Genomic DNA, 17,442 nt, shown 5'->3' with positions numbered 1-17,442 from the left:
TTATTTTCCAATTTTTAATACTATTTCTTCATCTTCAGATAATCCTGATAAAATTTCTACCATGCCATTATCAGCCCTTAATCCTAATTGAACATTTTTTTCTTCAATCTTTCCATTAATTAAAACTCTTACATATTTTTCATCACTATCACTTCTTGATAATACAGCTCTATAAGGAATGTATAATACATTATCCCTGCTATCTGTTTTAATTAAAACATCTGCAGTCATTCCTGATTTGAATAGTTCAGCATTTTCATCACTAATACCAACCTTTACTTTATAATAAACAACATCTTGAATGTCTGTTGAAGCAGGGTCAATTGATAAAATGCTTCCTGTAAACTTAATATCGCTACCTAATGCATCTAAAGTAATGGTGGTATCATTTCCTGTTTTTAACTTAACAACATCTGTTTCGGGAATATCAACTTGAATTTCATAATGAGGAGAAAGAAGTTCTATCATTGTTTCAGATGAAGAAATCAATTCCCCTTTTTTCTTATTAACTTTAGTTATTACCCCCTCAATTGGAGCATAAATTATGGCTTTATTCCTACTAGCAATAGCCTGATTTAAAACAGCCTGATAATACGCAATATCAATATCTCTTGGTTTGGCTACCAAAGAATCATAATTAGCTTGTTGTAACTCAAGAGCAGCTTTAGCAGTATCAACGGCAGCCTGGGCCGAATTCAAGCTATTTTCATTTTGAGTTTTTAAAATAGAAATTTCATTCTCTAAAGAAGAAATTGTTGTTTGGGCTGTACTAATATAGGACTTCTGAGTATCAAGAGATAATTTTTCAGTTGAAGTAACCCTATTTTGATAAGTCGATTCATCACAAACACTCCTAATTACAGTTAAACCAATAAGTATCTTACTTAAAGACGTTTTAGCATTCAAAATTGCTCCATCAATATCTTCTGTTTTTCCAGTAGTCTTAGCAGTATCAATATATGTTTTAGTTTCATCTTTAGGTCTCTTTATTTGATATTCTTCATTGTTTCTTACAGTTAGACCTTCTTGATCATTACTCTCAAAATAGTTATCCTTTATTCCGTCAACGACTGTATAAGCATTATACATTTTAATATAGGTATCATCTAAAACGTTCAAAGCATATGAATATTTAGCAGCTAAATTCTTATCAGTTAAAACCTTAGTATCATTTAATGTCTCTTCTGCTTTATTTAAAGCAAGCTGTGCCGATTCAACTTGCTTTTGAGCTACATTTATCTGTTCATTAGTTGCTCCTGCCAATTTCTGATCTAAAGAAGCTTGAGCCTGAGCGACAGCAGCATTTAATTGAGATAAAGATAAATTAGCCAACCACTGCCCAGCCCTTACAGTATCACCTTCTTTTACTTTAACATTCTCAACTATTCCCACTCCATCAAAATGAAGAGATAAATCGTTGGCTGATTCTACCTTTCCCGTAGCATCAACTGTTTGAACTAATTCTCCTCTTACCACCTTAACTGTTTCATATTTTGAAGCCTTTTTTTCGCTAAACAGAAAGGAAAAAGCAATAATCAAAACCAGAGCTATTACTGCTATTATAATCCATGTTTTTTTTGATTTAAAATTGGGTTTAAATTTATATTTCATTTTCGTATTTTTTATTATGTATTACAACAATACCATTTTAAGGCTTATTTTTCAACAACAATAACTTCCATCTGGCAACTAATACAATTAAACTTAAGGAGGAACTTTTGACCCTTTTCATTGATTAAATAAAGAGGTTCTTTGATTATCTTGTGGTCTTTAGGACAAAAACCGAAATAGTTCTTTAAACAATGCTTAGTGGTCATTACCTTGTCTCTTTTTTTAATTTCAAAAGCCGGTTCAATATCAACTACTCCATGTTTTTTATAAAACTTTTCGGCTAATTTGTTGGAAACGTTCCATTCATAAGAAAGTTTTTTTGTTATAAATTGAATATTATTATCTTTAATTTTAAATTCTTCTATCTTGTAATTCTTTTTTCTTTCAAAAGAAAGATTATCTATGGCCTCTCTTCTCATTTCATTAATTTGTGATATTGGAATAAAATATGGTTTTTTCCATTTAATATTAATTTCTTTAATTGTATAAATGGTTTCTCCTAATTTTCCTAATTGATTGATTACGTTCTCTATGGCTTTCTCTTTCTTTTCTGCTTCTTGTTTATTAATCTTAATTTCACCAATTCCTTGATTACCATCATCATCCTTAACAACTAGAGAGAATCCTTTGCTATTTTCTTTAAATGAAAAAGATAAAGGTATTTTTCTTTCTGCTTTTATGCTTTTTAAAAACTTTGTATCAGTATTACGATATATATCAAGTCCTTTAATAATCCCCGACATATCATTTAAAAATATCTTATTTCCCAAAACAACATTCACGTTGCTCCCGATAAGATTACCGAATTTATCAAAATAGCAAAGTCCGTCTCCGTTGTTTATCTCAACATCATTCTCTAAAATAAAGTAATCATTCAAAACATCTTTTACCCTTCCCAATAATTTTCCAATTGATTTAGGAGAAGAAGAAAGGATGTCTTTTTGTCTTCCTTTTAAAAAATATATTGTATAGGTTCGATGAAATGTCTTTTCTAAGTCAGGTTCAAATCCCAAGGAAACAATACCAGTAGAGGTTCTTTTTATCTTCTTAATACTATTCAGTTTCTTATTGTAATAAGCCACAACATTAGAAACATAATCTTCGTCTTTAAGTCTTCCTTCTATTTTAAATGAAGTAATACCAGCATCTATCAATTCTTCAAGATTATTAGAAAGATTAAAATCCTTTAAACAAAGGAGGGGTTTATTTTTAGCAATAACATTGTTTTCTCCATCAACTAAGGTATACGGTAAACGACAAGCCTGGATGCATTCGCCTCGATTAGCGCTTCTTCCGCTTAAATATGAACTTAAATAACATCGGCCAGAAAAGCTCACACAAAGAGCTCCATGAACAAACGATTCTAATTCTAAATTAGTGTTATCTCTTATTTCTTTAATCTGTTCTAAAGAAAGCTCTCTAGCTAAAATTATTCTTTTAAATCCAATATCTTCTAAAAACTTTATCCTCTCTAAAGAATAATTATCGGTTTGCGTGCTAGCAATTAAAGTAACTGGAGGCAAATCCATCTCCAATATTCCCATGTCTTGAATTATTATTCCATCAACTTTTAGATTATAAAGACTCCAAATTAAATCATTAGCTTCCTTTAATTCATTATCAAACAAAATAGTGTTTAAAGTAATATAAACCTTAACTCTAAATTGATGAGCGTAATCTATTAATTTTTCTATTTCCTCTAAAGAATTAGAAGCAGCTGCACGAGCTCCAAACTTAGGAGCTCCGATATATACTGCATCAGCACCAGCATTAATAGCAGCTATTCCCGTATTTAGATTCTTGGCCGGAGCCAAAAGCTCTATTTCTTTAATTTGTTTTTCCATATCTTTTTCCTAATCATATTACCATTAACGATAATTTTCAATCTCTATAAAAAGAGTTCCTCAATATGAGGAACCGTATATATCTCTTCCTGCTATTTCACAGAGAGCAAAGAGACCGGAAAGAGGAACCAGGACTTCAGCTCCGTGACGTACTTCACTTGAGTCGAATTCTACTCCTCTATGTCCCACCCTTGACGATCTGGGATAAACGACACAATGCGATGGGCACTGAAGAGTCAACCCTCCTTCTTCGTGAGGATAGACTTGGAAAATTCCACTCCTGGGCCTGTTCCAGATATAGGAATAGGTTTGCTCCATCGCTCTTTCGGCGTTTTCAAAATCATCTCTTGAAGCGATGTCATTAAGCCAATCGCAAAAAGTGGGTGAATAGTCACCGGCGACGGCATACAATCCACGCTCATGATTGGCAACAACATATAAAGAAATAAGTTGTTTCTTTTCACGGAAGCCGCCTTCTCTATAAGAAGAACGAGCAAGTTCGGTGAACAAAGCAATGCTTTGAACAACTGCATGAATAGATTTCCACGATGGAACGTGAATTTTTGATGCCTTGGGAATAGGAATGATATATTTAATATCTTCTTGCCGTTCCTCGTTCTTTTGAAAGGCACCATCAAATCCGAAATTTTCATCAAAGCCAGAAAAGCTTTGGAAATCAAATTGCTTTATTTTTTCTGCAACCGGACTCTGGTTAATATTTAAAGACTCTGTTAAGTCTTTGCGGATTCTGAACGACAGAGCTGGATCTGCGTTGGGCATAAAACCCATTTCATATAGCGATCTGCTATCTTTACTAAGACCGAACATTATTATCACCAATGTACTGCCACTTTAATTGTGGTAATCACACATTATCAAAGACAATCAAGAAGTCAAGCTACGTCTTTTCAGTTCTCTTTGATAGTTAATAGCAAATCGATGAGCCTCATCTCTTACTCTAATTAAAAGATTTTCGTTATTTAAAATAAATTTATTATTTTTATTAAAAAAGAATTCGTTCTTTTTCCTTTCCGGCCCTTTGGCAATGCCAACCACATCAATATCTAAATTATTATTCTTTAAAATATTATTAATTGCATTGACTTGAGGTTTTCCTCCATCAACTAAAATTAAATCTGGCATCGGCCATTCAGAATGTTTTAACCTCCTTTCTAAAATTTCTTTTAAACAATCCACATCGCTTTGTCCGAAAACGCTTTTTATCTTGAATTTCTTGTATTCGCTCTTCAATGGTCCGGACTCATTAAAAACGACCATGCTTCCAACCATTGCTTCGCTCCCTAAATTAGAAATATCATAGCCTTCGATTCTTAAAGATTTTTCTTCCTTTTTTTCACTAATCAAAAAACTCTTATCAAGCAAGGCAAAATCCCTTATTTTATTCAATGAAAAAATCTGATCTCTTAATCTTTTAGCTTCTTCAAAGTCTTCTTTTTTTGAGGCTTCTCTCATTTTTTTCTCCAGAGAAGATATTAATCTCTTTTTCTTTCCCCTCAAAAATACCACTAAAGGTTTAATGACTTTTTCTTTGTATTCACGAGCAGATATTTCTCCTGTGCAAACTCCCAAACAATTATTCAAATGATAATCAAAACAAGGTTTTTTTTGACTAGAATTACATCTCGAAACTTTAAATAAAAAGTGAAGAAGTTTTAAAATCTGTGCAGTCTTCATTTCGGCGTAAGGTCCAAAGGTATACAAATAATTTTCTTTTTTTAAATTATGTTCTCTGACTGCAATCAACTTAGGAAATTCTTCCTTGGTTATGGCAAAAAAGTTCCAACTCTTATCATCCTTTTCTTTGACGTTGTATTTTGGCTTAAATTCCTTAATGTAGTTAGCCTCGAGAATAACAGCCTCCAAAACTGAATCTGTTGTTTTCCATTTAACATCACTCACATTCTTCATTAAAACCTCTATTGGACGTAATGTCTTGGGATTTAAATAACTTTTAACTCTATTTCTCAAAGAAGTAGCTTTGCCAATATAAACAAGCTCTTTTCCTTTATAAAAAAGATAAATCCCGGGAGTTTCTGGTATTTTTTTAATTTTGTTTTGCCAATTAGACATTTTTAAAAACTCTCTTTAAATATTTACCAGTCCAAGTCGGCATCTTGGATAATTCTTCGGGAGTTCCCTCTCCCACTACTTTTCCTCCTTCATCCCCACCTTCAGGTCCCAAATCAATAATCCAATCAGCACACTTGATAAAATCTAAATTGTGCTCAATCACCATCACTGTGTTTCCTTGAGAAACTAATTTCTGCAAAAGAATCATTAATTTTTTAATATCGTCATAATGAAGCCCGGTTGTCGGTTCATCTAATAAGTACAATGTTTTAACTGTTCCTTGTTTTGATAATTCTCTACTTAATTTTATTCTTTGCGATTCTCCGCCCGACAAAGTTGTTGCTGGCTGACCTAAAGTTAAATATCCTAAACCAACCTCATTTAAAACTTTAAGTTTGTCGTAAATAAAAGGAATATCCTTAAAGAATTCTACCGCTTCTTCAATGGTCATGTTTAAAACATCTGAAATATTCTTTTCCTTATAGTGAATATCTAAAGTTTCTTTATTAAATCTACGTCCCTTGCAAACATCACAAACCACTTCAACGTTAGGCAAAAAATGCATTTCTATTTCCAAGGTTCCCTTTCCTTCACAATTCTCACATCTTCCTCCTGGACGATTAAAACTGAACCTTCCCGGCTTATATCCTTTCATTCTTGCTTCGGGAGTTACAGAAAATAAATTTCTTATCTCGTCATAAACCTTAGTATAGGTAGCTGGATTAGAACGAGAAGAACGGCCAATCAAAGACTGATCCACTCTAACTACCCTATTTAAATATTCTATATTTTTAATTTCCTTTACTTTGATGTCCCTTTTAAAACGATTAAGTTTTCCGGTTACGTATTTATATATAATATTATTCATTAGGGTTGATTTTCCTGAACCAGAAACACCGGTCAAGCAAACTAGCCTGCCCAAAGGAATGTCAACGTTAATGTTTTTTAAATTATTTTCCGTAGCACCAATAATTTTCAATTTCGGCATAGCACTGTGAACCCCTCTTTTTTCTTTAGGTATTTCTATCTTTTCTTCTCCTCTTAAATACTTTCCGGTTAAAGATTTCTGAGCACTTCCATATTGTTTGCAATTTGAAGTCTCTTTTCCTTTTAACAATAAATTATTTAAAGGACCAGAAAACATTATTTCTCCCCCATGTTGTCCGGCTCGAGGACCAAAATCAACAACCCAATCACTGGTCATAATCGTATCTTCATCATGCTCGACAACGATAATGCTGTTTCCAATATCACATAGATTTCTTAATGTTTTAACCAACATTTCATTATCTCTCTGATGTAATCCGATGGTCGGTTCATCCAAAACATACAATGCTCCGACTAATTTAGTTCCAACCTGTGAAGCTAAACGGATTCTTTGCGATTCTCCACCCGATAAAGTTCCGGACATTCTATTTAGAGTGATATAGTGCAAACCAACGTCAATCATAAATTGAAGTCTATTCTTTATCTCATTAAAAATAACCTCAGCAATTTCTTTATCTTTCTTGCTTATCTCTTCTCCTGTTTTAGAAAAGAATTCTAAAGCCTTCTCAACGGTCATATTGGTTGCCTCCCAAATATTCTTATTATTAACTTTAATCGATAAAGCATTATTATTTAATCTCTTTCCTTCGCAAACTGGACAAGGATTAGTTGAAAAAGGATTTTCAGTCCCCAATCCATTACATTCAGGACAAGCACCATATGGACTATTAAAACTGAATAATCTCGGCTCTATTTCAGGAAAACTGAATCCGCATTTAGGACAAGAATATTGCGTGCTGAATATCTTTTCTTCTTTATTGGGGAAAATAATCGTACAAAGACCATCAGACATATCAATTGCTGTTTCAATAGCTTCATTCAATCTAAATTCAAAATCATCATCAATCTTAGAAAAATATATCTTATCAATTACAATTTCAATAGTATGAATCTTTGCTTTTTCTAAAGGTATTCTTTCTTTCATACTTCTTATCTTCCCATCAATTCTCACTTCAGAAAAACCAGCTTCGTAAGTATCCTGAAGCATTTGAAAATATTCTCCCTTTCTTCCTCTTACTACTGGAGATAAAATAAACAAAGGTCCCTCTTCTTTGAGTAACTCTTCTGTTTTTTTAAATATCTCATCAGTCGTCATTTTTTCAATACTAATCCCGCAATTAGGACAGTGAGGTTTTCCAATTCTAGCGTATAGAACTCTTAAATAATCATATATCTCAGTGATAGTCGAAACAGTGGAACGCGGATTACTACTATGAGCTTTCTGACTAATTGAAATAGCTGGAGACAATCCTTCTATTTCATCAACGTCTGGTTTTTGCATTCCTCCTAAAAACTGCCTAGCATATGAGGATAAAGATTCAATATACCTTCTCTGTCCTTCAGCAAAAATTGTATCAAAAGCCAAGCTTGATTTTCCCGAACCCGACAATCCGGTGAACACAACCATTTTATTTCGGGGCAATTCCAGAGAAACATTCTTTAAATTATGTTCTCTTGCTCCTTTGATTATTATTTTATCCTGCATATTATTTTTTTTTTACCTCTTTCTCCAATTGATTAATTTCATCCCTTAAGATGGCTGCCAATTCAAATTCCAATTTATCAGCCGCTTCCTTCATTTTAAGCTTCTTATCTTTCAGTATCTCTTTTATTGATCTAGCATCTCCCTCTAAATCCATCTCTAATATTTTTTGATTACGTTTCTTGGACTTTAATTGTTTTGAAGTAAGACCAAACTGTTCTAAAATATTCTTAATGCTCTTTTCGATAGTTTTTGGAGTAATTCCATATTCCTTATTATACTCTAATTGAATCTCTCTTCTTCTGGCGGTTTCACTAACCGCTTTCTCAATTGATTTGGTAATATTGTCAGCATACAAAACAACACGACCATTAACATTTCTAGCCGCACGTCCAATAGTTTGAATTAAACTAGTTTCGTTTCTTAAAAATCCTTCTTTGTCAGCATCAAGAACTGCCACCAAAGAAACCTCAGGAATATCCAATCCTTCTCTTAATAGGTTGACTCCAACAATAACATCAATGCTTCCTCTTCTTAGTTCGGTAATTGTGTCAATTCTTTCTAATGTTTTAATATCGCTATGTAAATACTTAACTTTAATTTTTTTCTTTTCTAGATAATCTGTTAAATCTTCAGCCATTCTCTTGGTTAGAGTAGTGACCAAAGTTCTTTCTTTTATGGAAACTTGATCTTCTATTCTTTTAATCAAGTCATCTATCTGAGAATCACCTCCTTTGGCTGTAATCGGCCTAATGATAACCTCTGGGTCAATCAATCCAGTTGGTCTGACTATCTGTTCAACTATTTGTTCGCTTTGACTCAGTTCTTCTTCTTTTGGTGTCGCTGAAACATATATCTTTCTTTTAGTTAATGCTTCGAATTCAGAATACTGCAATGGTCGGTTATCATATGCGCTCTCCAAACGAAAACCATAATCAATTAAAGACTTCTTTCTTGATTTGTCACCAAAATACATTCCCCCAATTTGAGGAACAGTAACGTGCGATTCATCGATAACAGTTAAAAAATCAGGATCGGCTGCTTTGAAATAATCTATCAGAGTAAAGGGAGGCTGTCCTAATTTTCTTCCATCAAAATGTCTTGAATAGTTTTCTATCCCTTGGCAATAACCGATATTCTCAATCATCTCTAGATCATAATTGACTCTTCTTTTCAATCTTTCGTGTTCCAATAATTTTCCTTCACGTTCAAAAAACTTTAACCTTTCTTCTAATTCTTCTCTTATTTCTTTTAAAGCTTCTTTTTTTGTTTCGTCATTTAAGACATAGTGCTTGGCGGCAAATAAAGAAATCTCATCAACTTCTTCCAAAACATTCCTTCTAATCGGGTCGATTAATTCTATTGAATCGATTTTATCGGAAATACTCATTCGATATATTACTTTTTGGCTTACTGGCATTATTTCTAAAACCTGACCTCTTAATCTAAATTTTCCCAAAAATAAATCTTCATTGGTTCTTTCAAACTGCAAATCAATTAATTTCCTGACCACTTCTTTGCGACTAATCTTTTCTCCTTTTTTAAAAATATGCATTACTTTCTTGTATTCATCGGGAGAACCTAATCCATAGATGCAAGAAACAGAACAAACGATAATAACGTCTTTTCTGGTCATTAATGCTTGAGTGCAAGCATGTCTTAATCTATCTATCTCTTCATTAATCTGGGCTTCTTTTTCTATATACGTATCTGTATGAACCATATATGTTTCTGGCTGATAGTAGTCATAATAAGATACAAAATATTCAACCGCATTATCTGGAAAGAATTCCCTAAACTCATTACATAATTGAGCAGCCAAAGTTTTGTTATGCGAAATTACCAGTGTCGGCTTCTGCACCTTATCTATTACATTCGCTATGGTAAAAGTCTTACCAGACCCAGTAACTCCAAGCAATGTTTGTTTTCCCATTCCCTGTTTTAAGCCTTGAACTAACTTTTCAATAGCTTGAGGCTGGTCTCCTTTTGGTTTCATTTCCCCTTTTAGTTTAAAATCCATAGGTTTTAAAACTTAGGAAAATATATTATACCATCCAAACAAAAAGGAGGCAATATGCCTCCTAGTATAAAATATTACTCCTTTATATCAATTAAAATACTTTTTTAAACATTCTTCAAATTTAAAAATATTGCTATTGTTTACTGTAAATCCAGCTGCGGGAGGATGCCCTCCAAAAGTCACTAATAATTCCTTACAGCTTTCCATAGCTTGAACTGCATCCATTCCCTTAGGAACCCTCACTGTTCCTCTACTTAATTCCTCTCCTTTTTTATAAAGAAAAACTGGCTTTTCAAAATAGTTGCATAAACGAGAAGCAGCTGCTCCTAAATATTCTGGCTCCCATAAATGAGAACCCTCAAAAATAATACTGGAGTTATTGCTCATTGAAATCTTTTCTATTAAATCGTTAGTTATTACTGCTATCTCTCTTTGCTTTTCGTGACTTTCTAAAAATAATTCTTGGGCAACTTGTTTAGCTTTATCAAAATCAGACTCAATTAAAAATAAATAAGGTTTAGGAATGTGGTTTTCAATCGTTGCAGAGTTTAAGGCGCTATTAATCTTTGAAACCATATCTCTTTTTGATCCAAAATCCATTGGATTAAGAATTGAAAATATTGCTCTGATTGCTGGTCTTTGACTATATTCTATTTTTTCCAATCCCTCCTTAATCCATTCTTCATTTTCTCCCACCTCAGGCATCATATCAGAGATGGTTGCTAAAGCTGTTAATTCTAAAAAACTATCTCTTAACATGGGTGATAATTTTTCTCCCAATAATTCTTCTGATAATTTAAAAGTAATACCAACGTTAGCATATTCTTTGAAGGGGTAGTCATCGTCTGGTTGCTTCGGATCAACAACAATCTCTGCTGCTTCGGGTATACCTCCAATCGCCTTATGATGATCTACTACAACAACAGAAAATCCGCTATTTTTAGCGTCTTCGATTTCTTTAAAATTAGTTATTCCACAATCAAGAGTGATAATTAAACCCTTATTAACTTTTGATTTAATAAAAGCTAAAGCTTTATCATTCAATCCATACCCTTCGCTTTTTCTTTCTGGAGAAAAAGCAAAAATAGTGGGAAAAGATTCTTTCTTCTCTTTGGAAAGCAGAGAAATCAAATTATCTATTGACTCTTTAACTATCACCATTGAAGATATCCCATCTAAATCAGAATCTCCATATATAACTATTTGTTCATTGTTTAAAACTGCTTCTCTTATTCTGTCAGCCGCCTTATCAATATTTTTAATCTTCAACATCTTTCTTTTTATTACTATTCTCTTCTAAAGCCATTATTCCCGGCAAATCTTTCCCAGCCATAAAATCAAGCATTGCCCCTCCACCAGTTGAAATATGATCAAATTGATCCTCTATTCCTAATTGTTGTATTGCCTCAACAGTCTCTCCTCCTCCAATAATTGAAAAAACTTGACTATTGATTGCTCCTATCATTTTAGCAATATCCACTGTTCCTTTATCAAAAGGTTTTTTTTCAAATAAACCTAAAGGTCCATTCCAAATTATTGTTTTAGCCTCGCTTAATATAGCTATATATTTTTCTACTGTTTCTGGTCCGATATCAAATATTCCTTCTTCTCGCCTTACTGTTCCAACTGCCCCTACCCTTGAGTATTCTTCGTCAAAATTGTTCAAAGCCATTATTCCATCAATTGGCAAATGAAGCTTAGGACTTGTCAAATCTATTCCTTTAACAATTTCCATTAAATTTTCTTCATCGCTGCTCAATAAATCTTTAATACATTGGCCCTTAGCCACTAATAGAGAATTAGCAATTTTCCCTCCCAACAATAAATAATCTGATTTATCTAACAATCTTTCAATTACTCTAGTTTTGGTTGAAACTTTTGCTCCTCCAATAATTGAAACCAGTGGCCTATCTGGAGAAACTAAAGCATTAGATAAAACCCTAATTTCTTCTTCGAGTAATAATCCAGGATATGAAGGAAGAAATTTTGTTATGCCTATCATTGAAGAATGTGAGCGGTGGCAAACTCCGAATCCATCCTGAACAAAAATATCGCCCAATCGAGCAAGTTGACGTGAAAATTCTTCACTGTTTTCTTCTTCTCCCTTGTAAAATCTCAAATTTTCTAAAACTATAACGTCTCCCTCTTTCATCTGGGAAATTTCCTTTTCTACTGCTTTCCCTATTGTATCGTTAATAAATTTAATTCTTCCACCCATTAACTCCCATAATCTTCTTGCAATAGGCCTAATTGAATATTTTAAATCTTTTCCTTTGGGTTGCCCTAAGTGAGTAATAACTATAACTTTTGCTTCTTTAGTTCTTAAATATTCTAAAGTTGGAATAGCTTTTTTAATTCTAAAATTATCGCTTACTTCTCCTTCTTTAGTTAAGGGAGCGTTAAAATCTACCCTAACCAACACTTTTTTCCCTTTAACGTCTACATTTCTTAAATTATTCATATTGTGTATATTTTACAAGGTAAACGATTAAATATCAAGATATTATTTAGGAGCATCCATTTTTAATATTTTTTTAGCGATAATAAAAATCACTAATCCCAAAACTATAAAATTTAAAAGTTCTCCCAAGAATGATCCGTATTTAATACTTATTGGCCCCAAGTTTAATACTGCATTCTGCCAATCTCCCGATGAAGTCAAGGGAGAAAATATTGGCATAATAATATCTTTAACTAATGAATTAACCAAGCTAGTACTGGCTGCCCCCATAATAAAAGCCATTGTTAAAGAAACTATATTGTATTCTTTTAGAAAAGCAATAAAATCTTTAAGCATATTTTTATTTTATTATTATTTAATTAAAGGAAATTCTAATGTAACTTGTGTTCCTACGTTTTCCATTGAATCGATTGTGATCGTTCCTTTCATTAATTCGATAATTTGTTTGGTAATCCAAAGACCTAATCCAGTTCCAACAATGTCTTCTGTTTTTTTAGTCTTAATTCTATAAAACTTTTCAAACAGATGTTCTCTTTGTTTGGCTGTCATTCCAATTCCAGTATCTTTAATTATTATTACTAAATTACTATCTCTATTTAAAGCCTTCACCTCAACACTTCCTGAGGGAGTATATTTAATAGAATTACCGATGATATTAATTAAAACTTGCTTTAAACGATCTTTGTCGGCAAAAATAAAAGATTTCGTATTGGGCTCCAAAACACAAGACAAAACTAATCCTTTGTTGTCTGCCTGTATTTTCATTTCTTTTATTGTTTCTTCAATTAATGGCCATATTTCTATTTCCTTGATATCCATCTTTAACCTTCCTTGCTCAATTCTTGAAACATTTAAAAGATCTTCAATTAAATTATTTAACCTTTCTGACGAAACATCTATGATTGATAAATATTCTTTAGCTTCATTGTTGACACCTAATTTTTGAGCTTCTTCAATCATCATAGTTGCATAACCACGAATAACCGTCACTGGGGTTCTTAATTCATGAGAAGCCATAGAGATGAATTCGTCTTTCATTGCATCAACCTCTTTAATTTTATTATACAAAATAGAATATTCAAAAAGACGAGAATTTACCAACAAAAGCAATACAATAAAAATGATTGTTATTAACAACATCCAATACGACTTACCTAAAACAATAGCCATAATTGTGTCTATAACATCAGCCGAGAGCTTCATTGATAATAGGGCTTGTTTCTGTCCATTCAAGTCTTTTAGGGGCATAACAACCAACCAATAACGATGATTATTGGTTCCATCTGATTCATATATCTTTTGTGCACTTGGCCAATTATTATTCCAAGCAATAGTATAGACTAAAGAATTATCTTCTTTGCCTAATTTCTCATTATTATTCATTGTTGCAACCAGCTTGAAAGTATCATTATCACGATAAAAAATATCTAAAGATTTTGTATCGCTATTATATCCTTTCCAATTATCAATAAAAGTCTGCATCTCTTCTGGTGAATTAAGTTGATTCGAAAGTCCAGCATTAACTGATTCTCCAATACCAATAGCTTTATCCTGTAAACTTTGATCTATTGTTTTTCTAAAAGATGTTGAAAATATCCAAGTATTCAAAATTATCACTCCTGGAATTAAAATCATTAAAGCTATGGAATATACAACCTGTTTGTTGTCTCTTAAAAATTTAAAATTCATATTATTCAGAATATTTCTGCCTAATAATCAATATCCCAGCAATAAAAATAAATATTACTATTAATCCTCCTAATACATACAATATTATCATTCCGTCAGTTTTATCAGAAACTTGACTAGCATCACCAGCTGCAATGAAATTATCGACTGAAACAGCTTGTGCCTGAGCTATGAAAAAAGGTGTTGGTAAGCTGGTTTCTACAATCTTTCCTTCATCATCGTTAATTGCCACATATGCTTCGTGTGTTCCATCAACTAAAGTTTTGTCTAATTCATAAACCCAGTTTCCATTCGAATCTGATTGAACCGTTACCACAATCGGCATAACACTATAAATAAATAAAGTAATTACTTTATTGGGCTCAGCTTTTCCTTGAAGTTTTAAATTATTTTTTTCAGCAGTTAAAGTTGATTCAATTGAATTAACAGTTAACGTTTTACTAATAGTTGAATTAGAAAGTTTGGGTTGTTCTAATGTTTTTCCTTCTACTAATGCTTTATCAACTCCCGATAAAACTGTTACAGTTGAATTTGCCAATGGATCTAATGGATTTGTTCCATTCTTTAGTTCTTCATTATCATTAATTCCGTCGCCATCTGTATCTTTTTTATTAGGATCCGTTCCTATGCGTTTTTCTACATCATCAGGCAAACCGTCTCCATCGGTATCAAAAGTAATACCAACTGGAGATAAACTATCTTGAAAAGAAGTACTACTTGTTGGTATTAAATTTACTGATATTTGATCTGAATTGCTAGTGGCTAATGGCATCTCTTCTATTTTAATTTCTTTGCTTTGAGTGGGTTCTCCTGAAATTGTTGATTTAATTTGAACAGTTATAATTCCTTGTTGCGCATTAATTATACCAGCACTACCAGCAATACTAGAAAGTTGCTCTTTAGAGACTGTTGAAATTTTATCTTTAAGTCCAGAAAGAATAAAATCATTAATTAGGTTATCACAAGCTAATCCACTTATTTCGTTACATTTAGACGGTTTACCATATGTAAGTATATATTCTCGACAACTATCAAAGGTGGTTAAATTCTTAGCCCTACAGTCTGACAATACTTTCTCTTTATAAGTATATAATTCGCAATCACTTAAATTAGTCCATCCAATATTGAGACATTCTTCAGAAATTTGAGTATCCACGCATGTATCTTCAAGAATAGGACCGTCAGTACAAGTGCTCGGATATTTTGAAATAACCGTCCTTGTTTTTTTCCCGTTAACACAACTTCCCCAATCACTGTAAGTATATTGACAAGAGGAAGATGAATTACATATTTTTGATAAAGATTCTGTTGTTGTATTCTCGCATCCATCTGGTGAACGAGTTGCTATATCCCTATACTGCATTCCATTAATACAATCCCCCCAAGGAGTATATGTATACTGACAATAAATATGATTGACCGTTTGAGGGGTACAAGTTTGTTCTGTTTTATAGGGATTCTCGGTGATAACCTCTTCACAATCATAAGAAAGAGAACAAATTCTTTTCTGAGTATTATTTAAACATTCACTCCATTCTCCACAAGTCCATTCATCTTTAGTGCAAGTAGGAACAACTATACACTGCTTCTCAAGAGCTTCTGGAAATCCACTAGAACAATTATCAGGTATTCTCTTTGTAATAGTTCTTTTTTGAACTCCATTTACACATTCACTCCAATCAGAATATTCAAAACCATTACAAGTAATGTTTGTATATACACAAATTTTTCCATCAAGATAATGATTAGCAGGACAAGTACAAACACATGTATTTGAATTCCATGTTCCTTCACTATTTTTACAGCTATCTCTATTTTGACTATTTAATAAATAATTTGTCATATCACAATAACTATATTCACATGACTGAGATAAAGTTGTTGGACCTGAACATTTAGCAGTAGACAAAAGAGTTTTAGTTTGAGTATTGTTTGGCTTACAAGCTGACCAAGTAGTAGAATAATCAGCGGTCGTACAGGCCGACAATGTAGATGTGTTATTGGTTGTTGTAGTTATAGTATTTGAAACCGTACATGTTTGAGTTGTAGGCACATTTGGAGTTGGCGTACAGGCTACGCCAGTATTAAGAGTCCTGGTTTGTGTTCCTCCGGTCGCAGGACAAGTTGACCAAGAAGAATAATCAGCAGCTGTGCAGTATCGCAAGGAAGTGGTAGTAGCAGCAGTTGCATTTGTTGAAATCATATTAGTTGTACTTAAACATGCTTGAGATGTGGATACACTTGAAGTTTCTGTACAGACTACGCCAGCATTAAGAGTCCTGGTTTGTGTTCCTCCGGTCGCAGGACAAGTTGACCAAGAAGAATAATCAGCAACTGTACAGGTACGTGTATACAAGCAGCTTGTTCCCTCAAAATGATAACTAGTTGAACAAACACAGTTGCAAGTATTTGAGTCCCATACCCCCCCGCTCCAAATACAATTATTTATTTTTATTGCATCATCAGTACTAGAACTACAATTATTAATATATGTACATTGATTATTTTTTAATACTGGACTGCCTCCTGTGCAACCAAAAGGAAGGGCGCTAGCAATTGCTCTTAATTGTGTTTCATCTGCTTGACAGCTCCACCAATTTCCATAATTAAATGAAGTACAAATTGGATTAGTTGATTGAATATTTTCAGTTCCTGTTTTTACTTCAAAGGTATAACCAATCTTATCACCAAAATATAATGTTGTTGTATTACCAGGTTCATCTGCAAGATAAATTGATCTAACTTTCCATGTTCCCGCTTCATAACCAGAAGGCATTAATATGGTATAAGTCCTAGTGCTTGTACTTGAAGAACTTAAAGAGGTTGATTCTGCGTGTAAAATATCGTTACCCGACGGACTCTCAAGAATAATATTAGCTGCTTGAATATTTGAAATATCGTCTATTACCGTCATGGTTATTGTAAAATAAGATCCAGTCAAGACAATTGATGGATTTATAATTACGCTTCCAGTTTTAATTGATGGAGCTGTAACATCTGTATTTACCGCAAAAACATCAATAATTGTTCGCCCACCATAGAAAATAACACTAAAGAAAAATACTATTAAAAGAAAAATATTAAATTTTTTAATTGACATATATCTAATCTTAAAAACATCTCAAAAAAGATGTTAAATTATTAACCTAATAAATAAAGTTGTAAACATTTAATCATTATTTTATTATAAAATATG

The 17,442-nt window shown here is 32.7% G+C and carries 11 protein-coding genes; all 11 read right to left on the bottom strand.

Going from position 1 to position 17,442, the window contains the following annotated elements; all coding sequences use genetic code 11:
• Positions 1-1,611 (bottom strand): HlyD family efflux transporter periplasmic adaptor subunit, encoded by a 1,611-nt coding sequence (locus tag PLD14_01880; GenBank protein HPR79949.1) that lies wholly within the window; start codon positions 1,609-1,611, stop codon positions 1-3.
• Between the two features lie 44 nt (positions 1,612-1,655).
• Positions 1,656-3,455: a U32 family peptidase gene (locus tag PLD14_01875; protein HPR79948.1), complete on the bottom strand. Its 1,800-nt coding sequence runs from the start codon at positions 3,453-3,455 to the stop codon at positions 1,656-1,658.
• Between the two features lie 60 nt (positions 3,456-3,515).
• Positions 3,516-4,283, bottom strand: coding sequence for a hypothetical protein (locus PLD14_01870; GenBank protein ID HPR79947.1), 768 nt, complete (start codon positions 4,281-4,283; stop codon positions 3,516-3,518).
• 57 nt (positions 4,284-4,340) lie between these two features.
• Positions 4,341-5,546 (bottom strand): UvrB/UvrC motif-containing protein, encoded by a 1,206-nt coding sequence (locus PLD14_01865; protein HPR79946.1) that lies wholly within the window; start codon positions 5,544-5,546, stop codon positions 4,341-4,343.
• Complete coding sequence (gene uvrA / locus PLD14_01860; GenBank protein ID HPR79945.1) at positions 5,539-8,079, bottom strand: excinuclease ABC subunit UvrA; 2,541 nt, start codon at positions 8,077-8,079, stop codon at positions 5,539-5,541. The genes PLD14_01865 and uvrA overlap by 8 nt, the downstream gene beginning before the upstream one ends.
• 1 nt (position 8,080) lies before the next feature.
• Positions 8,081-10,096, bottom strand: coding sequence for an excinuclease ABC subunit UvrB (gene uvrB / locus PLD14_01855; protein ID HPR79944.1), 2,016 nt, complete (start codon positions 10,094-10,096; stop codon positions 8,081-8,083).
• Between the two features lie 87 nt (positions 10,097-10,183).
• Positions 10,184-11,368: a DHH family phosphoesterase gene (locus tag PLD14_01850; protein HPR79943.1), complete on the bottom strand. Its 1,185-nt coding sequence runs from the start codon at positions 11,366-11,368 to the stop codon at positions 10,184-10,186.
• Positions 11,355-12,557: a phosphoglycerate kinase gene (locus PLD14_01845; GenBank protein HPR79942.1), complete on the bottom strand. Its 1,203-nt coding sequence runs from the start codon at positions 12,555-12,557 to the stop codon at positions 11,355-11,357. The genes PLD14_01850 and PLD14_01845 overlap by 14 nt, the downstream gene beginning before the upstream one ends.
• Positions 12,558-12,599: 42 nt before the next feature.
• Positions 12,600-12,893, bottom strand: coding sequence for an MscL family protein (locus PLD14_01840; protein ID HPR79941.1), 294 nt, complete (start codon positions 12,891-12,893; stop codon positions 12,600-12,602).
• A 15-nt stretch (positions 12,894-12,908) separates the two neighbouring features.
• Positions 12,909-14,246 (bottom strand): HAMP domain-containing sensor histidine kinase, encoded by a 1,338-nt coding sequence (locus PLD14_01835; protein ID HPR79940.1) that lies wholly within the window; start codon positions 14,244-14,246, stop codon positions 12,909-12,911.
• Between the two features lies 1 nt (position 14,247).
• The gene (locus PLD14_01830; GenBank protein ID HPR79939.1) at positions 14,248-17,346 is read right to left on the bottom strand and encodes an Ig-like domain-containing protein; all 3,099 of its coding nucleotides are present in this window, start codon (positions 17,344-17,346) and stop codon (positions 14,248-14,250) included.
• Positions 17,347-17,442: the final 96 nt, after the last annotated feature.

Origin of the sequence: Candidatus Pacearchaeota archaeon, from assembly GCA_035404185.1 — a bacterium.
Lineage (GTDB): Bacteria > Patescibacteriota > Minisyncoccia > Minisyncoccales > Minisyncoccaceae > UBA2211.
Note: the sequence above shows the minus strand (reverse complement) of the source record. Positions and strands in the feature narration are given on the sequence as shown.